This window comes from Rheinheimera sediminis (assembly GCF_004005375.1).
GTDB lineage: Bacteria > Pseudomonadota > Gammaproteobacteria > Enterobacterales > Alteromonadaceae > Pararheinheimera.
Window position 1 is genome coordinate 75,772 of sequence record NZ_RZUF01000011.1, and the last position, 19,222, is coordinate 94,993.

Here is a 19,222-nt window from a genome sequence, read left to right on the forward strand (position 1 = left end):
TATAAAGCGACAGTTATAAAACAGAGGATTTATGAAAAAAGTAGCTCTCATCGTAGGTACAGTGTACGGCGGTGCTCAGTTTGTTGCCGAAGAAGCAGAGCAGATTTTGCAGCGTAAAGGCTACCTGACGCAGCTGAATCTGGAACCTAAACTAAATGATGTGTTAGCTTTTGCAGCTGATATCTGGTTGGTGATCACTTCGACCACAGGGCAGGGCGATATTCCTGATAATTTGCTGCCATTTTTTGTCGACGTAAAAGACAGATTTCCGCTGTTAACAGGCAAACACTACGCTGTAATTTGTTTAGGTGACAGTGGTTATGGCGATACTTTTTGTGGCGCGGGTAAACAGTTTTCCGAGTTATTGGCAGAATTACAAGGCACAGCTTTAGCCCCGGCCTTAGAGATTGATGCAGGCGAAACTCTGCAAGCAGAAGATTTGGCCTTACCCTGGATAGAACAGCAGTTTTAATTAATTGGGGCTGTAGTGAGAACAACCTAGGGGCGGGTCTTGTGCCCGGCTGTCTTATGATACCGCGGTGTAATATAGACAAAACACCGCGGAACCCATTGACGGGCCGGGACAAGCCGCGGCCCCTACATGCCCGTTTCGAATTGCAAACGTCAACGCAGCTGCAGCTTCAAGTATTAAGGCTTTTAGTCGATACTGCGCAGCAAAGCGTTAATACCTACTTTAGCCCGGGTCTGGGCATCTACTTTTTTGACGATAATAGCGGCGTACAGGCTATGTGTGCCATCTTTCGACGGAATAGAACCTGGCACTACCACAGCGCCTGCAGGAACGCGGCCATAAGTAATTTCACCGGTTTCACGGTCGTAAATGCGGGTCGATTGGCTAATATAAACACCCATAGAAAGTACTGCACCTTCTTCGACTATCACGCCTTCCACTACTTCAGAGCGGGCGCCGATAAAGCAGTTGTCTTCGATAATGGTTGGGTTGGCTTGCAGAGGCTCTAATACACCACCTATGCCTACGCCACCGGATAAGTGTACGTTTTTACCAATCTGAGCACAGGAGCCTACAGTGGCCCAGGTATCGACCATAGTGCCTTCACCGACATAAGCGCCGATATTGACATATGAAGGCATCAGCACCACGTTTTTATCGATAAAGCTGCCTTTACGCACAGCGGCTGGAGGCACAACACGCACACCTTCGGCGACAAAACGCTCGTGCGTGTAGTCAGCAAATTTCATCGGCACTTTATCGAAGAAGCGGTTTTCAGCACCGTCCATCACCTGATTGTCATTGATACGGAACGACAATAACACGGCTTTTTTCAGCCATTGGTGAGTCACCCATTCGCCTGCGATTTTTTCGGCAACACGTGCCTTACCGCTGTCCAAGAGTTCAATGGCTGCAGTCACTGCAGCTTTGACTTCAGCAGTTACTGTGGCTGGAGTAATGGACGCTCGATCTTCAAACGCGGTTTCGATTATGGATTTTAAATCTGACAAAACTTTATCCCTCTGTCACATGAGTTAATTGTTCGACAAGAACACGGCGCAGCTGTGCTTGTTGATCGGCATCAAGCGCCTGATCTTGTCTCGTAGAAATCATAAAAAAATCTTCGGCTTTTTCGCCTATGGTGGTGATTTTAGCTGCGTGAATACTGATCTCGCAGCGCTGGAATACTGAGCCTATATCCGCCAATAAACCCGGCATATCCAAAGCAGTAATTTCCACCATAGTGCGGTGTTTATTGGCACCTGGAATAAAGACCACTTTGGGCGCTATATTAAAGGGCCGCATCTGCCGTGATAAACGGGGTTTACCGCGTGACAGGTCCGGTTTGCCGCTAATATAAGTTTCGAGAGCACGTTTGAGGCTCTGTAAACGGGATGGTGAGGTTACAGGTTCACCATTTTGTTCCAGCACGACAAAGGTATCCATGGCATAACCATCTTTATTGGTCATGATCTGGGCATCAAAAATATTGACCTTTTTGCTGTCGAGCGCAGCCACTAAATGGGCGAATAAGTTGTCCTGATCCGGGGTGTATACAAAGACCTGAGTACTGCCACGAAACGGCGTTTTATCTATTAATACCAAAGGCTCATGTGGATCTTTGTGGCGCAATATATGTTCACAGTGCCAGACAATTTGTTTAGGGTTATAGCGGGCGAAATAATCTGCTTTGATCCGACCCCATAACTGTAATACTTCATGTTCAGTAAAGGCCTGTTTTTGCAGCAACTTCATCGCTTCTGCTTGATTTTCACGAATTAAATCGCGTAAATCCATCGGCTTCTCGAGGCCGCGGCGGAAGGCTTTTTGTGTGCCTAAATAAAGTTCGCGTAGCAGCGAGCCTTTCCAGTCATTCCATAAGTTGTCATTCGTAGCCCGAATATCGGCCAGCGTCAGGCAATACAAATAGTTAAGACGGGTTTCGTCCCGCACTTTATCGGCAAATTCAGCGATCACTGCCGGGTCGTGAATATCGCGGCGCTGCGCTGTCACTGACATCAATAAATGGCTTTCAACCAACCAGGCCAGCAGCTTGCTGTCAAAGTCGCTTAATTTATGCAGCTTGCCAAATTCACGTGCGTCCAGGGAACCCAGTTCTGAGTGGTCGCCACCTCTGCCTTTGGCAATGTCGTGGAAAACACCAGCCAGATACAAAATCTCTGGTTTTTCCATACGTTTGACTATGTCAGTGCAGAGTGGAAACTCGTTTTCAAAGCCTGCTTGTGAATAGCGATACAAGTTTTTCAGCACACGGTGAGTATGTTCATCCACTGTATAGGCATGGAATAAATCGAACTGCATCTGGCCGACTATATTACGCCAGGCTGGCAGGTAAGACGCCAGAATACCGTGCCTATGCATCAATGTGATGGCTCTGTCCATGCCACGCGGATGACGAATGATGCTCATAAACAGCTGACGGCAGGCTTCATAATCCTGCAAATCGCCCATCAGACGACGCCGGACTAAACGTAATAAACGAATAGTGTCGGAGTGAATGCCGGTGATATTGGAGTTATTGGCTATATGCCAGAACAAGCGCAGAATATTTTCACGACGGGCAAAAACTGCATTGTCTGTGGCGCGGATTAAATGACCTGTCAGTTCAAAAAAGTCATCCAGTTTTTGCTGTTTCAGTTTGCTTTGGCTATTAAGAATACTGCCGTCAAAATGCTGCAGCAGCATATCGTTCAGCTCTGCGACACGTTGCACTGTCTGGAAAAACCTCTTCATCATGCGTTCAACAGAGGCTTTACCATCATCACCAAAACCTAAACGTTTGGCGACAGCAGGTTGATAGTCAAATAAAATACGGTTTTCGTTGCGGCCAGATTCAACATGCAATGCAAAACGCATCTGCCATAAATAGGCTTCACATTCCATCAGCTCCTGATACTCATCTTCTGTCAGGTACTGGTAGGCCACCAGTTCACGCATGGTTCTGGTATTAAAGTGTTTTTTTGCTACCCAGCCTATGGTTTGGATATCGCGCAGACCACCAGGGTTGGCTTTTAAATTCGGTTCTAAGTTGTAGGCTGTGCCGTGATACTGGGCGTGACGCTGCTGCTGCTCGTCCCTTTTGGCCTGAAAAAATGCCTGAGAAGACCAAAAATTATCTTTGCAGACCAGGACCTGCAGCTCATCAAACAGCTCTTTGCTGCCGGTCAGCAAGCGCATTTCCATCAGGTTGGTGGCAATAGTGATGTCTTCTTTGCCGAGCGACACTGACTCTTTCACGCTACGGACACTGTGGCCGACTTCTAAACGCAAGTCCCACAGCAGGGTAATAAACTGGCTGATTTGTTCTTTTTGCTGAGCGTCGAGTTTGCTGTCGGTCAGCAGCAACAAATCGATGTCAGAGCAGGGGTGTAATTCACCTCTGCCGTAACCACCTACTGCTATCAGACTGATTTTTTTATGTTTATGCAGGTCGAAGTGCTGCCATAAAGACACCAGCACCTCGTCGATAAAACGGGCGCGGGCTTTGACTAAACTGCCAACGGTTTGATGCTCAAAGGCATGTTTCAGCCAGTCGTTGAACTCGGCAAAATGTTTTTTATAACTGTCCAGAGTACATAAACCCGGTAAAGACTTATTAAACGCCAGCGCCATGTTCATTTGCTTTACCTCAGGTCTTAAGCGGCCGCCGCTGGTGCGGTATCAATTTATTCGGCCGTGACTATTCGTTCTATGGTGTCGTCTGCTCTCAGAGTTAAAATTTCGCAGCCAGTCTCTGTGACGACAATAGTGTGTTCAAACTGCGCTGATAAACTACGATCTTTAGTCACAACCGTCCAGCCGTCTTTTAACAATTTACTATGACGCTCACCCGCATTGATCATAGGTTCTATCGTCAAACACATACCGGTTTTTAAGGTGTCACCTGTACCGGGGCGGCCATAATGCAGCACTTGTGGGTCTTCGTGGAATACCTGGCCTATGCCATGACCACAGTATTCACGCACTACTGAGTAGCTGTGTTTTTCGGCATGCTGCTGAATCACAAAACCTATATCACCTAAACGGGCACCGTTTTTCACTTTACGAATGCCCATATACAAGCATTCCTGAGTCACACGAATTAGCCGGTCAGCCATAATGCTTGGCTTACCTATTACAAACATTTTTGAGGTATCACCGTGATAACCGTCTTTAATCACAGTGATATCGATGTTGATGATGTCACCTTCTTTGAGTTTTTTCTCATCAGACGGAATACCATGACAAATCACCTGATTGACCGAAGTACAGATCGATTTTGGAAAGCCGTGGTAATTCAGTGGGGCAGGGATAGCCTGCTGCACATCGACAATATAATTGTGGCAAATGGTATTGAGCTCTTCGGTGGTGACACCGGCTTTGACGTATGGCTCAATCATCTCTAATACTTCGGCAGCTAATTTACCTGCCACACGCATTTTTTCGATCTGATCTGCTGTTTTAATAATCGCGGCCATGCCATCTCTCTCTGCTGTAAAAATACACATTTCATTGTGTTTCAAGGGTGCTTATGGTATAAAGCGCGCCGCGATTTGGCAAATCAGATTCTGCTAAAAACGCAAAACGCAGATTAAAACTGCAATTAACTAAACAACACACATACATCGACACATAATCCGGGGTGCTGCAACTCATTGAGTTACGGTCGGTTTTATGGGATGTATGGAGGCCCAACCCCATTACTAAGGAATATTTATAATGGCAAAAGTTTCTATGCGCGATATGCTCCAGGCGGGCGTACATTTCGGTCACCAAACACGTTACTGGAACCCAAAAATGAAGCCATTCATTTTCGGCGCTCGTAACCGTGTTCATATCATCAACCTGGAACAAACTGTTCCAATGATGAACGATGCTTTAGCTTTCATTCAGTCTGTTGCTGCTAAAAAAGGCAAAATCCTGTTTGTTGGTACTAAGCGCGCTGCCTCTGAAGCGATCAAAGAAGCTGCTTCTCAAGTTGACCAGTACTATGTAAACCACCGTTGGTTAGGTGGCATGCTGACTAACTGGAAAACTGTTCGCCAGTCTATCAAGCGTTTAAAAGACCTGGAATCTCAAAGCCAGGACGGTACTTTCGACAAGCTGACTAAAAAAGAAGCTTTAGACCGTACCCGTGAAATGGACAAGCTGGAAAAAAGCTTAGGCGGTATCAAAGACATGGGCGGCTTGCCTGATGTTCTGTTTGTGATCGATGCTGACCACGAACACATTGCAATTAAAGAAGCCAACAACCTGGGTATCCCAGTTGTATCTATCGTTGATACTAACTCAGATCCTAAAGGTGTTGACTTTGTGATCCCTGGTAACGATGACGCTATCCGCGCTATCCAGTTATACCTGGGCGCAGTCAATCAGGCCATCACTGAAGGCCGCAGCAAAAACATCGAAGTTCAGGCTGAATCTGAAAACTTCGTAGCTGCTGAGTAATTGCATTGTCTCTGTAGCCTTGTCATCAGGGCTACATCTAGGACAGGTATAAAGCAGGTTTAAACATACAGGGGCATTTGCCCCTGTTTGTCCACGAAAAAATTTTGCGAGGAACTCCCCATGGCTGTAACTGCCGGTATGGTAAAAGAATTACGCGAGCGCACTGGCGCTGGCATGATGGACTGCAAAAAAGCTTTAGAAGAAACTGCAGGTGACATCGAAGGCGCAATCGAATTAATGCGTAAAAATGGTCAGGCTAAAGCTGCCAAGAAAGCTGGCCGTATCGCCGCTGAAGGTACTGTGATCACTCGCGTTGGTAACGGTTATGCTGTTGCAATCGAATTTAACTGTGAAACAGATTTCGTAGGTCGTGACGCGAGCTTCCTGGCTTTCGCTAACGCTGCTGCTGATCTGGCTCACGCCAACAAACTGTTCACTGTAGAAGAGCTGTCTGCAGCTCAACTGGGCGACAGCACTGTTGAAGAAGCTCGCGCTACACTGGTGACTAAAATCGGTGAAAACATCAACATCCGTCGTATCTCTGTAGCTCAGGGTGACGTGATTGGTCAGTACACTCACTCAGGCCGTATCGGCGTGTTAGTGGTACTGGAAGGCGGTAACGAAGATATCGCTAAAGACGTTGCTATGCACGTTGCTGCGAACAACCCTTCATTCCTGACTCCAGAGTCAGTGCCAGCTGAAGTTGTTGCTAAAGAGCAGGAAATCCAGATCGAAATCGCTATCAACAGCGGCAAGCCAAAAGAAATCGCTGAGAAGATGGTTGCTGGTCGTATGACTAAGTTCACTGGCGAAGTTTCTTTAACTGGTCAGATGTTCGTAAAAGATCCGTCAATCACTACTGGTGATTTCCTGAAGCAAAACGGTGCTAAAGCTGTAAGCTACATCCGTTTAGAAGTTGGTGAAGGCATCGAAAAAGCCGAAACTGATTTCGCTGCTGAAGTTGCTGCGCAAATCGCTGCTGCTAAGAAGTAATTTACGCTTTAGCAATGCTTTGAAACCAGCTAGAATAACCGCGACCTGACCTTCGTCTGTCGCGGTTTTTTTTGTGTACAGTTTAGGCAATACGGCTGATTGTGTTAACCCAACACGCTGTATAACCTGACAATATGCAAGTAATCGACAGTAAAGGTTATACCTTCCAGATAAATGAGGACCTCATGAGCAATCCAAAACTCGCCTATAGAAGAATTTTATTGAAACTCAGTGGTGAAGCCCTGATGGGTGAAGAAGGCTTTGGTATTGATCCTAAAGTGTTGGATCGGATGGCTCAGGAAATCAAAGAGCTGGTTGAGTTAGGTATTCAAGTCGCCATTGTTATAGGTGGCGGTAATATTTTTCGTGGTGAAGGCCTTGCCAAAGCAGGTATGAACCGTGTGGTCGGCGACCATATGGGCATGTTAGCTACAGTGATGAACGGTCTGGCGATGCGTGATGCGCTGCACCGTGCTTTTGTCAACGCTCGTTTGATGTCTGCCATCCCATTAAATGGTGTCTGTGACAATTACAGCTGGGCAGAAGCCATCAGTCTGTTAAAGTCTGGCCGCGTGGTCATTTTCTCTGCCGGTACTGGTAACCCGTTTTTCACTACAGATTCAGCAGCCTGTTTACGGGGTATTGAAATCGAAGCCGATGCGGTTTTAAAAGCCACTAAAGTCGATGGTGTCTATTCCGCAGACCCGGTGAAAGATCCTACAGCGACCCTGTACAGCAAATTAAGCTACACAGAAGTATTGGAAAAAGAATTAAAAGTGATGGATTTAGCGGCCTTTACCTTGGCCCGTGACCACAATATGCAAATTCGTGTCTTCAATATGAACACGCCTGGCGCACTGAAACGTGTTGTGTTGGGTGAAGAAGAAGGCACAGTGATCGACCACGCTGAAAAATTACAGTAAACTAACTGCCACTTTTTTGGTGTAGCAAAAAAAGGATAGCCAAAGTGATTAACGATATTCTGAAAGACAGCAAAACCCGGATGGAAAAAAGCGTTGATGCGCTGAAAAACCAATTGTCCAAGATCCGTACCGGTCGTGCTCACCCAAGTTTATTAGACGGCATTCAGGTGTCTTATTACGGTGCGAACACACCATTACGTCAGGTGGCTAACGTGTCTGTAGAAGACGCCCGCACTCTGAGCATCAGTGTGTTTGATAAAACACTGGTTCAGCCTGTTGAAAAAGCCATTATGCAGTCTGATTTAGGTTTAAACCCTATGAGTGCTGGCACTACTATTCGGGTACCTTTGCCTCCATTGACCGAAGAGCGTCGTCGCGATTTAGTCAAAGTAGTGCGTAACGAAGCTGAAGGTGCTCGTGTTGCTGTACGTAATATTCGTCGTGACGCTAATGCTGACTTGAAATCTTTATTAAAAGATAAAGAAATTGGTGAAGACGATGAGCGTAAAGCTGTAGACGAAGTGCAGAAACTAACAGATGCTTTTGTGAAGAAAGTGGATGAAGTTTTAGCAGACAAAGAAAAAGAGTTGATGGAAGTTTAATCAACTCCGCCTGATTAGGGAAATAGCGCCGTGTAGGGTATACTTCGCGGCGTTTTTTATTATTGTGACAAGGTCAGATTCAGATGACAGAAGTGCAAACCGCGTTACATAACGCGTTGCCACAACATGTCGCCATTATCATGGACGGCAACGGACGCTGGGCTGAACGGCAGGGTAGGCCTCGGGTATGGGGTCATAAAAAAGGCGTTGACGCAGTGCGTCGTGCAGTGAGCTTTTGCCGTAAATTAGGTATCCAGTCTCTTACCTTATTTGCTTTTAGCAGCGAAAACTGGCGTCGTCCTGAAGACGAAGTCAGTGGTCTGATGCAATTGTTTTTGTTGGTTTTACAGCAGGAAGTTAAAACTCTGCACAAGAATAATGTACGGCTAAATATTATTGGAGATTTGTCTCCTTTTAGCGACAAACTCAAACAACATATTAAAGAGGCGCAACAGCTTACAGCTCAGAATACAGCTTTGACTCTTAATGTTGCAGCCAACTATGGCGGACGTTGGGATATAGTGCAGGCAGCGCAGCGTTTGGCTCAGAAAGTAGCTGATGGTCAGATGACGGCTGCACAAATTGACGAACAAGAGTTATCTGGATACATGCAAATGCACGATCAACCGGAATTGGATCTGATGATTCGTACCGGTGGCGATGTACGCATCAGTAACTTTTTGTTGTGGCAAGCTGCTTATGCTGAGTTCTGGTTTACCGAAACTTTATGGCCTGATTTTGATGAGCAGGTATTTTCGGAAGCTTTGGCAACTTACGCCAGTAGAGAACGGCGTTTTGGTTGTACCGGAGCACAGATCCGTGAGCTGGCAATGCGTCCGACACAAGGATAACCAATTTGTTTAAGCAACGAGTTATTACAGCCCTAATCATGGCGCCGCTTGCGTTAGCCGCAGTCTTTTTTCTTCCTTTGCATTATTTTGCGATCTTTATTGCCTCAGCTTTTTTAATTGGCGCCTGGGAGTGGAGCTTGTTTTGTGGCTACAGCACTAAGTTGAGTCAATACAGCTTTGTCTCTGTGATTGCTGCGAGTATGATGCTGATTTATGGACAATTGCCTGATACGGCCTACTGGCCAGTGCAGCAAGATATGCTAAGCAATAGCCTTTTAGCTATAGGCGTTGGTTGGTGGCTGATTGCTGTGCTTCTGGTATTAAGTTATCCACGAAGCAGTCAAAGCTGGTCTAAGGGGCATATACGCCGTGCGGTGATGGGTTGGTTAACTTTAGTTCCGGCCTGGACAGCCTTATTGTTAATACGTTCTGTGGATTTTCATCAATCCAGTTACACCGGCGCCTGGTTGATTTGCTTGTTACTTGGAATCGTCTGGGCTGCTGATATCGGCGGTTATTTTATTGGCAAACCTTTTGGCAAACGTAAACTGTTGCCCGCTGTCAGTCCGGGAAAAACCCTGGAGGGTATGTTAGGTGGTGTTGGTTTTGTCATGCTGCTGGTCACTGCTGTAGCTTATTACCATGGTTTTCCAGAAGAGGTTGCCACCTGGTATTTGGCGGCATTAGTACTGACGGTGTTATCTGTGTTTGGCGATTTAAGCGAAAGCATGTTTAAACGAGTGGCTGGGTTAAAAGACAGCGGCTCTATTATTCCCGGTCATGGTGGAATTTTAGACCGTATTGATAGTCTGACGGCCACAGCACCCTTATACGCAGTTTTAGTTGCGCTGCTTGGAGGTTTCGCGTAATGCGGACGCTGGTGATCCTCGGGGCAACAGGCTCAATTGGTTGCAATACTTTGGATGTAGTGGCTATGTATCCTGATGATTATCAGGTACTGGGTCTGACCGGAGCCACCCAGGTCGATAAACTATTTGCTCAAATTCAGCGCTTTAAACCCCGATATGCAGTGATGACAGACGTGCAGGCTGCGAATGCATTAAAGCAGTTGGTCAAAGAGGCCGGGATTGATACTGAAGTTTGGGCAGGGGCTCAAGCACTTTGTGATTTGGCTGCTGATCCTGATGCTGACATAGTGATGGCCGCTATTGTCGGAGCTGCAGGTTTATTGCCCACACTGGCTGCCGTTGAACAAGGCAAAACCGTATTGCTGGCGAATAAAGAAGCGCTGGTGATGAGTGGTGAGCTTTTTATCAACAAAGTACAACAGCATGGCGCTACTTTGTTGCCTATTGATAGCGAACACAATGCTATTTTCCAGTGTCTACCTGCTGCTTTACAGCAAAATACCGCAACGCAAACCTTATCTGACTACGGTATCAGTAAACTACTACTGACTGGCAGTGGCGGTCCTTTTTTACGTAAGTCGCTGAGCGAATTCTCAAGCATCACCCCTGCTCAGGCGGTAGCGCATCCAAACTGGGTAATGGGACAGAAAATATCAGTCGACAGTGCCACTATGATGAATAAAGGCTTGGAGTTTATTGAAGCCCGCTGGTTGTTTAACTGCGCTGCTGACGATATTCAGGTGGTGATCCATCCGCAAAGTATTATTCATTCGATGGTGCAATACACAGACGGTTCTGTTTTGGCGCAATTGGGCCAGCCGGATATGCGAACTCCCATAGCCCATGCGCTTGCTTTCCCCGGACGGATCCAGACCAATGTGAAGCCTCTGAACTTTTTTGAACTCGCGGACTTTAGTTTCTCGAAACCAGAGCCTGGCCGTTACCCTAATTTATATCTGGCAATAGCGGCTTGTGGCTATGGTCAGGGTGCAACAACAGCATTAAACGCAGCCAACGAAATCACAGTAGCGGCTTTCTTAGCGGGACAGATCCGCTTTACCGATATAGCATCTCTGAACGAAAAAGCATTAGAGCGTTTTGCCAGCCTGAAAGCGCCTGATTTACCGAGTATTTTGGCATTGGATCAAGAAGCCAGAATATACATGCAAGACCAACTGAAGAAGGTGGATTAATGTCGGGTTTTGTTTGGAATTCAATCAGTTTTGTTGTCGCTATTGGCCTGTTGGTGACAGTGCACGAATTTGGCCACTTCTGGGTGGCTCGCAAAAACAATGTGTTGGTCAAACGTTTTTCAATAGGTTTTGGTAAAGCACTATTCAGCTGGCGAGATAAACAGGGCACAGAATTTGTGATTGCCATGATCCCATTGGGCGGTTATGTCAGCATGCTGGATGAGCGGATTGATCCTATATTGCCCCAACATAAAAATTTAAGTTTTAATAGCAAAACTGTAGGCCAACGCATGGCTATTATTGCCGCAGGCCCAGTAGCTAACTTTTTGTTCGCTATCCTGCTTTTGTGGGGCATGTATCTGATAGGTGTGCCAAATATCAAACCTATGATAGGACAGGTTACGGCAGAATCCATTGCTGCTAAAGCCGGTGTCCCGGCCAATGTTCAGATCACAGCTATTGACGGCGAAGCTGTAGAAGATTGGCGTGCTATTAGTTTATTGTTGGTTGAACATGTAGGTCGCTCTGCAGTTGATATTACTGTGCAGCAACTGGAAGGTAGTGATCAAAGTTATCAGTTGGATTTGACCGACTGGGTTTTTGATCCTGATACACAGAGTATATTTGGCAGCTTGGGTCTAGAGCCACTGCGGCCGCAAGTGTTGAACGAGATCAGTCACATTCAGGCTGGCTCAGCAGCTGAAACTGCGGGTTTACAGTTAGGAGATACCTTGCTTTCAGTCGATGGCAAACTGGTAGAGGACTGGAACTCAGTGGTGACCTTAGTGCAGAACAGCCCAGAACAACAGCTGCTGTTTGGTATTGAGCGCGCTGGAAGGCCAATGGATATTCTGGTAACACCACAAAGCCGTGAAACTGCAGATGGTTTTCATCAGGGATACCTGGGAGTCAGTCCAAAAGTATTACCCTGGCCTGAACATTTATTGTTCACTCAGCAATATGGCCCTGTACAGGCGGCCTGGGTTGGGGTAGAAAAGACCTGGCAATTGGTGCGATTAAGCTTCTCGATGATTGGAAAATTCATTTTTGGTGATATTTCTGTCAAACATTTAAGCGGTCCAATTTCAATAGCACAAGGCGCTGGAAGCAGCGCAGATATTGGCTTGATTGCCTTTATTTCCTTTTTAGCACTGATTAGCGTCAACCTTGGGGTGATAAATTTACTGCCTCTGCCTATTTTGGATGGTGGCCATTTAATGTATCTTGTGCTGGAACTAATACGCGGCAAACCTGTCTCTGAGAAGGCGCAGGAGCTGGGTTTCCGGATCGGAGCTCTGTTGCTGCTGACATTAATGGGAATTGCGCTGCTCAACGATATTTCTCGTTTGTAATAAACTAATCAAAAGTAGTCCAAAACAATGACAATTAAACGATTAGTAGCTGCGATGTTACTTGCTGGTTTAAGTAACTCGGTGCTCGCTGAACAATCATTTACAGTGCAAGACATTCAGGTTGAAGGCTTGCAACGTGTTGCGCTTGGTGCAGCATTAAATAATCTGCCATTCAATATAGGCGATACCATCACAGATGCGACCTTATCACGCAGTATTAAAAGTCTGTATGCGGCAGGTCACTTCGACGATATTCAAGTATTTCGTGACGGTAATGCTGTCATTTATCGCTTAAAAGAGCGTCCAACCATTAATAATATTGAGTTTGATGGCAATAAAGACATCAAAGAAGACCAATTAAACGAAAGTTTAATGGGGCAAAAAATTATTGTGGGTGAGCCCTTAGATAAAACGGTAATCAAAGAAGTAGAAAACGGTCTCACTGAGTTCTACCACGGCGTAGGTAAATACAACGCTGAAGTCGAAATGAAGGTTACTTATTTGCCTCGCAATAGGGTCAATCTGAAAATCGAGTTTGAAGAAGGTGATGCGGCCTCAGTTCGTCAGATTAACATTGTAGGTAACGAAGTATTCAGTGACGATGAGCTGCTGAAGAATATCGAGTCTATGTATGACCTGCCCTGGTGGCGATTTTTGTCTTCAGACCGTTACCAGAAGCAAACCTTGCAAGGTGACTTTGAGAAAATTCGCAGTTACTACCTGGACCGAGGTTATCTCCGTTTTAACATAGATGCGAATCAAGTATCGGTCAGTACAGATAAAACGTCCGTTTATGTTACTTTGAACGTGACTGAAGGCGAACAATACACTATTACTGGCGTTGACTTTGTTGGTGATTTAATAGGCCAAGACGCTTTTATCAAGGCTTTGTTGCCCTTAAAAGCCGGACAGCTTTACAACGGCGCTTTAGTTACTTACACCGAAGAAAGTATCGCCAAGTTGCTAGCTCGTTTTGGCTATGCCAACTCTAAAGTCCGCACTATTCCAAATATAGATGACGACACCAAAGAAGTGGCTTTAACCATTAGCGTAGATCCTGGCAAACGTGTTTATGTGCGGCGTCTGGAAGTGGCAGGTAATGCTTCCACCAAAGACGAAGTGATACGTCGTGAAGTCAGACAAATGGAAGGTGCCTGGTTATCCAATGATGCATTGGAGTTATCAAAAGATCGTATTCAACGTTTGCCTTATATTGAGAAAGTTGAGTTTGAAACCAAAGAAGTTGCTGGTGTAGATGATAAAGTGGACGTCAGCTACAAAATCAAAGAGCAGCCATCTGGCAATTTCAACGCTGGTATCTCTTATGGGGATTTCCAGGGCTTATCTTTCCAAATTGGTGTAGAACAGCAGAACTTCTTTGGTACAGGTAATTCTGCCGGCATCAGCTTAAGCACGAACAAATACAACAAGCAGATTTCGCTGTCTGTCACAGATCCTTATTTCACATTAGATGCGATAAGTCTGGGTGGTCAGGTGTTCTACTCAGATACCGACTATTCCAGTTTGTCATCTAACTTAGAAGCCTATAAGCAGAAACGCTATGGTTTTGGTGCTTCTGTTGGTTATCCAATCAATGAATACAACAGATTAAATTTCGGTACCAATTTTGCTGTGAACGAAATCAGCTCTTTATCTGAGTATGATCAGTTGCGTCATTTCAGAGCTGTGCTGACAGATAAAAATAATCCGGACGGTGGTTATAAGTTCACTAACTATGAGTTGGTTGCCAGCTGGATCCAAAGCACATTAAACCGTGGTTTGTTCCCGACAGCGGGTCACGAATTGGTGTTAAGTGGTCGCGTGACTACACCAAATTCTGACTTGCAGTACTACAAAACAACCTTTGAAGCTCGTAACTATATACCATTGAGTAACGACCATCGCTGGTCTTTCTTAAGCAAGCTGGAATTAGGTTATGGTAATGGTTATGGTGATAAAGATGGTTACGACTACACCTTGCCTTTTACTGACAATTTCTATGCGGGCGGACAGAACTTGCGTGGCTTTGAATCTCGTATTGTAGGCCCACACGCTGTCTACCGTCAGGTCACTACAGTGCCTGGTTTGCCAAATCCAACAGGTGGCAGTAGTGGCAGCTTTCCGACAGATCCAAGTTTCGACACTTATTTAGTGTCTCCACGCTCAACGGGTGGTAATGCAATGGCTATTGCTACCCTTGAACTAATCACTCCAACACCTTTTGTTGGTGAGGATTATGTGAACCAGATACGCACCAGTATATTTATGGATGCGGGCAATGTTTGGGACACAGAGTTTGATCTCAGCCGTTACAATAATTTAAGTCAGGCTCCGAGCCAGGGATTCAGAAGCCCTCCGCTGCTGGATTACTCTGATGCTGGCTTAATACGGGTTTCGGCGGGTCTGTCAGTTCAATGGATTTCACCTATGGGTCCTTTGACATTTAGCCTGGCAAAAATCATCCGCAAAGAAGAGGGTGATGAGCAAGAAAACTTTAGTTTCAATATTGGTACTACATTCTAATTTATGGGAAAGGGAAACACATGTTCAAGCAAAGCTTAGCAAAAACTGCTCTGGTATTATTGGCTGGCCTGTTGATGGCTGGCACTGCTGCAGCAAAAGAAATGAAAATTGGTTTAGTGGATGTGCAAGCTATTGTTGCTCAGTTACCTCAGACCACCACTATTCAAAATACATTAAAAGCTGAGTTCGAAGGCCGTATCGCTGCAGTACAAAAACTGGAGAAAGATATTGCTTTTAATCAGGAAAAGTTAAAGCGTGACGGCGCAACCATGAACGACCAGCAGAAAAAAGATCTGCAAGCGGAAATGGAAAAACAAATGCGCAATTATGAGCAGTTGGCTCGTCCTTTGGATGAAGACTACCGTAATCGTCAGGCAGAAGAGCGTAACAAACTGATGGCCCTGGTGAAAACAGCTATCGATGCATTAGCGAAAAAAGACAACTATGACCTGATCTTAAGTGCTCAGGCAGGTGTGTTTGTTAAGCCTGAATATGACATCTCTAACGCTGTTGTAGCTCAGGTGAGCAAAACTAAATAATGGTAAAGCTAAGTCTTGCTTTTATAGCTGAGCAGTTAAATGCTCAGCTAATCGGAGACGCCACGGCACTTATTAGTGCCGTTGGTACTTTGGAAGATGCTACCAGTCATCAGCTCAGCTTTTTATCCAACAGCAAGTATCGTAAGTTCTTGCAAAGCACCCAAGCCGGCGCTGTGCTAATCAAAGCAGATGACCAGAGTTATTGTCCTGTGAATGCGCTGGTGGTAAAAGACCCTTATGTGGCTTTTGCTAAAATCGCTCAATTATTAGATTCCACACCTGCTGCCGCTTATGGCCGGGGGCAGAATATCGTAATAGACCCAACAGCCTCTGTCGCCGACTCAGCCGTTATAGGGCCCAACGTGGTGATCTCCGCTGGTGTTTTGATAGGTGAGAATGTACAGATAGGTGCAGGTTGTTTTATTGGCGAAAAGGCTCACATAGCCGCGGGTTGTAAACTATGGCCCAACGTGACTGTGTATCACGCTGTAAGACTAGGTAACAATTGCCTTATCCACAGCGGAGCTGTAATAGGAGCTGATGGTTTTGGTTTTGCCAACGAACGCGGTAATTGGCTGAAAATACCTCAGGTTGGTACCGTTCTTATAGGTGATGATACTGAAGTGGGGGCCAATACCACTATAGACCGTGGCGCTTTAGGTGACACTGTGATTGGTAAAAACGTTATTCTGGACAATCAGGTACAAATTGCCCACAACGTGCAGATCGGCGACCACACTGCTATCGCTGGCTGTACTGTAGTTGCCGGCAGCACTAAAATTGGCAAGTATTGTATTATCGGCGGTGCTTGCGCTATCAATGGCCATATGGAAATTTGCGACGGCGTACAGATCACCGGCATGTCGATGATTATTAAATCTATTACTGAAAAAGGTGTCTATTCATCTGGTACTCCGGCCAGTACTAATCTGGAATGGCGGAAAAATAGCGTCCGGTTTCGTCAACTGGACCAGATGTATCAAAAGTTAAGGGAACTTGAGCAGCAAATGGCCGCTTTGTCCCTGCCGCCTTCAAAAGACGAATAAAACAAAAGAGGTTCATTTTGGCTAACCAATTAAACATCCTTGAAATACAGGAAATCATGGCCCTGTTGCCACATCGCTATCCATTTTTAATGATTGACAGAGTACTTGATTACACTCCAGGTGAATCCTTAACTGCTATTAAAAATGTCACTATCAATGAACCTATCTTTACTGGTCACTTTCCTAATATGCCAATTTTTCCGGGAGTGTTGATTTTAGAAGCTATGGCACAAGCCACAGGTATTTTAGGTTTTAAAACAGTAGCGGAGCGCTCGGAAAATGAACTGTATTTGTTCGCTGCTATAGACGAAGCCCGGTTTAAAAAACCTGTAGTACCAGGCGATCAACTGGTATTGGAAGTGAAGTTTTTAAAAGAACGCCGCAATTTGTGGAAGTTTTATGGTGAAGCCAAAGTGGATGGCCAGGTTGTTTGTACTGCTGAACTGATGTGCGCCAGAAGAGAGCTTTAATATGATTCATCCTAGTGCTGTGATAGAAACAGGTGCTGTTTTAGGCCAAAACGTTAAAGTCGGCCCCTTTTGTTATATCGCTTCTCATGTGGTGATAGGAGACAATACGGTACTTGAGTCTCATGTTGTTATAAAAGGTCCTACTACGATAGGCAAAGGCAATCATTTTTACCAGTTCACCAGCATAGGTGAAGACTGCCAGGATAAAAAATACAAAGGTGAGCCGACAGAACTTATTATTGGTGACAATAATGTGTTTCGTGAAAACTGCACAGTACATCGAGGCACTATTCAGGATCAGGGCGTGACCCGCATTGGTTCTAATAATCTTTTTATGAACAATACCCATGTCGCACATGATTGTGTGATAGGCGACAACGTGATTTTTGCCAGTGGTGCGCAATCTGCTGGCCATGTCCATATAGGTGACTGGGCCATTTTAGGCGGTATGAGTGGTATTCATCAATTCTGCCATATAGGCGCTCATGCCTTTATCGGTGGTGGTTCTATAGTGGTGAAAGACGTACCTCCTTATCTGATGGCTCACGGCTCTCATGCCGTACCAGCAGGTTTAAATGTAGAGGGTTTAAAGCGTCGGGGTTTTAGCAGCGATGCAATTCTTGAAGTGAAGCGTGCCTATAAAGAAGTGTACCGCAAAGGTTTAACAGTGCAGGAAGCTTTGGATGCTTTGACAGACAAAGCGGCTGAATTTCCTGAAGTAAAAGCCTTCACTGATTTTATTGCTAACTCCAGCCGTGGCATTATCCGCTGATGAGTGAGTTGCAATCCAAGGTGGATCCTTCTGTCATGAAAATCGCCTTAGTCGCCGGGGAACACTCCGGCGATATTTTAGGTGCAGATTTAATCCGAGCTCTGAAACAGCTGTATCCGAATGCACAGTTTTACGGCATAGGTGGCGAGCGCATGAAGGCCCAAGGCTTTCAAGCTCTGTTTGATATGGAAGAGCTGGCTGTGATGGGCATAGTGGAAGTATTAGGCCGCTTGCCTCGTTTGCTGCAGGTGCGCAAAGAATTACTTGCTCACCTCACAGCCACAGGGCCTGATGTGTTTATTGGCATCGACGCGCCGGATTTTAATATTCCGGTGGAGCTTAAACTCAAAGCTGCTGGTATTAAAACTGTGCATTATGTCAGCCCTTCTGTCTGGGCCTGGCGGCAAAAACGTATTTTTAAAATAGCCAAAGCGACCAATATGGTGCTGGCGTTACTGCCTTTCGAAAAAGCTTTTTACGACAAATTTGACGTGCCTTGCAGTTTTGTCGGCCATACCTTGGCCGACCAAATGCCGCTGCAACCTGATAAAACTGCGGCGAAGATTGAACTGGGTTTAAAGCCAGAAGCGCCGGTACTTGCCATAATGCCTGGCAGCAGAACCAATGAAATCAAATTGTTAGCTGCAGATTATTTGCTTGCAGCACAGGAACTACAACGCCAGCAACCAGATTTACAGCTGATTTGTAATATGGTGACAGAACAAAAAGCGCAAGTTTTTAACCAGATTAAACGGCAGGTTGCACCTGATTTAGCAGTGCAGTTGGAAATCGGCAAAGCCCGCAGCACTTTAACAGCAGCGGATGCTGTGTTTATTGCATCAGGCACCGCCACTTTAGAAGCCATGCTGGCTAAAACTGCTATGGTGGTAGGCTATAAGATGAATTGGCTGACGCATCAAATTGCTAAACGTTTAGTCAAACTAAAGTATTTCAGTCTGCCAAATTTATTGGCTGACCAGGCTTTAGTAACAGAGTTGCTGCAGGATCAGGTCACAGTAGATCATTTAGTCAAAGCCATGGCGCCTTTGTTGCAGGACCAGGACGCCCAGCGTTGTTGTGTTAGCTCTTTTACACAATTGCACCAGTTAATTCGGTGTAATGCCAGTGAGCAAGCCGCTGCTGCAGTAGCCAAAGTAATACAGGGTTAG

Annotated in this window: 18 protein-coding genes; 15 read left to right on the plus strand and 3 right to left on the minus strand. The window is 45.6% G+C overall.

Annotated elements, in window-relative coordinates; translation table 11 throughout:
- The first annotated feature begins 31 nt into the window (after positions 1-31).
- A complete protein-coding gene (locus tag EMM73_RS09020; RefSeq protein WP_127686113.1) occupies positions 32-472 on the plus strand; it encodes a flavodoxin in 441 nt (146 codons plus the stop codon).
- A gap of 185 nt (positions 473-657) precedes the next feature.
- Here the strand turns inward: EMM73_RS09020 and dapD are convergent, their stop codons facing one another.
- The 3 genes from dapD to map are packed head-to-tail and all read right to left on the minus strand — an operon-like array spanning position 658 to position 4,950.
- The gene (gene dapD / locus EMM73_RS09025; protein ID WP_127686114.1) at positions 658-1,482 is read right to left on the minus strand and encodes a 2,3,4,5-tetrahydropyridine-2,6-dicarboxylate N-succinyltransferase; all 825 of its coding nucleotides are present in this window, start codon (positions 1,480-1,482) and stop codon (positions 658-660) included.
- 4 nt (positions 1,483-1,486) lie between these two features.
- The gene (glnD, locus tag EMM73_RS09030) at positions 1,487-4,111 is read right to left on the minus strand and encodes a [protein-PII] uridylyltransferase (RefSeq protein WP_127686115.1); all 2,625 of its coding nucleotides are present in this window, start codon (positions 4,109-4,111) and stop codon (positions 1,487-1,489) included.
- Between the two features lie 47 nt (positions 4,112-4,158).
- A complete protein-coding gene (gene map, locus EMM73_RS09035) occupies positions 4,159-4,950 on the minus strand; it encodes a type I methionyl aminopeptidase (RefSeq protein ID WP_127686116.1) in 792 nt (263 codons plus the stop codon).
- Positions 4,951-5,191: 241 nt separating this feature from the next.
- Between map and rpsB the strand changes: the two genes are divergently transcribed.
- From rpsB to lpxB, 14 genes are all read left to right on the plus strand, one after another.
- Positions 5,192-5,920 carry a 30S ribosomal protein S2 gene (rpsB, locus tag EMM73_RS09040; protein ID WP_127686117.1) on the plus strand — a complete coding sequence of 243 codons (729 nt, stop codon included), beginning with the start codon at positions 5,192-5,194 and terminating at the stop codon, positions 5,918-5,920.
- A 120-nt stretch (positions 5,921-6,040) separates the two neighbouring features.
- Complete coding sequence (gene tsf, locus EMM73_RS09045; RefSeq protein WP_127686118.1) at positions 6,041-6,913, plus strand: translation elongation factor Ts; 873 nt, start codon at positions 6,041-6,043, stop codon at positions 6,911-6,913.
- A 185-nt stretch (positions 6,914-7,098) separates the two neighbouring features.
- On the plus strand, positions 7,099-7,836 hold the full coding sequence (gene pyrH, locus EMM73_RS09050; RefSeq protein ID WP_008900629.1) for a UMP kinase: 738 nt from the start codon (positions 7,099-7,101) through the stop codon (positions 7,834-7,836).
- Between the two features lie 44 nt (positions 7,837-7,880).
- Entirely contained in the window at positions 7,881-8,438 is a 558-nt protein-coding gene (frr, locus tag EMM73_RS09055) for a ribosome recycling factor (protein ID WP_127686120.1), read from the plus strand.
- A gap of 83 nt (positions 8,439-8,521) precedes the next feature.
- Positions 8,522-9,289 (plus strand): isoprenyl transferase, encoded by a 768-nt coding sequence (locus tag EMM73_RS09060; protein WP_127686121.1) that lies wholly within the window; start codon positions 8,522-8,524, stop codon positions 9,287-9,289.
- 5 nt (positions 9,290-9,294) lie between these two features.
- The gene (locus EMM73_RS09065) at positions 9,295-10,158 is read left to right on the plus strand and encodes a phosphatidate cytidylyltransferase (protein WP_127686122.1); all 864 of its coding nucleotides are present in this window, start codon (positions 9,295-9,297) and stop codon (positions 10,156-10,158) included.
- Complete coding sequence (gene ispC / locus EMM73_RS09070; protein ID WP_127686123.1) at positions 10,158-11,351, plus strand: 1-deoxy-D-xylulose-5-phosphate reductoisomerase; 1,194 nt, start codon at positions 10,158-10,160, stop codon at positions 11,349-11,351. Before EMM73_RS09065 ends, ispC begins: the two co-directional genes overlap by 1 nt.
- Complete coding sequence (rseP, locus tag EMM73_RS09075; protein WP_127686124.1) at positions 11,351-12,703, plus strand: sigma E protease regulator RseP; 1,353 nt, start codon at positions 11,351-11,353, stop codon at positions 12,701-12,703. Before ispC ends, rseP begins: the two co-directional genes overlap by 1 nt.
- Positions 12,704-12,730: 27 nt before the next feature.
- Positions 12,731-15,226 (plus strand): outer membrane protein assembly factor BamA, encoded by a 2,496-nt coding sequence (gene bamA / locus EMM73_RS09080; protein WP_127686125.1) that lies wholly within the window; start codon positions 12,731-12,733, stop codon positions 15,224-15,226.
- A 20-nt stretch (positions 15,227-15,246) separates the two neighbouring features.
- Positions 15,247-15,765: an OmpH/Skp family outer membrane protein gene (locus tag EMM73_RS09085; RefSeq protein ID WP_127686126.1), complete on the plus strand. Its 519-nt coding sequence runs from the start codon at positions 15,247-15,249 to the stop codon at positions 15,763-15,765.
- Positions 15,765-16,811, plus strand: a complete 1,047-nt coding sequence (gene lpxD, locus EMM73_RS09090; RefSeq protein ID WP_127686127.1) for a UDP-3-O-(3-hydroxymyristoyl)glucosamine N-acyltransferase — start codon at positions 15,765-15,767, stop codon at positions 16,809-16,811. Before EMM73_RS09085 ends, lpxD begins: the two co-directional genes overlap by 1 nt.
- A 17-nt stretch (positions 16,812-16,828) precedes the next feature.
- The gene (fabZ, locus tag EMM73_RS09095) at positions 16,829-17,281 is read left to right on the plus strand and encodes a 3-hydroxyacyl-ACP dehydratase FabZ (protein ID WP_127686128.1); all 453 of its coding nucleotides are present in this window, start codon (positions 16,829-16,831) and stop codon (positions 17,279-17,281) included.
- Position 17,282: 1 nt separating this feature from the next.
- Entirely contained in the window at positions 17,283-18,053 is a 771-nt protein-coding gene (gene lpxA / locus EMM73_RS09100) for an acyl-ACP--UDP-N-acetylglucosamine O-acyltransferase (protein WP_127686129.1), read from the plus strand.
- Positions 18,053-19,222 carry a lipid-A-disaccharide synthase gene (gene lpxB, locus EMM73_RS09105; protein WP_127686130.1) on the plus strand — a complete coding sequence of 390 codons (1,170 nt, stop codon included), beginning with the start codon at positions 18,053-18,055 and terminating at the stop codon, positions 19,220-19,222. The genes lpxA and lpxB overlap by 1 nt, the downstream gene beginning before the upstream one ends.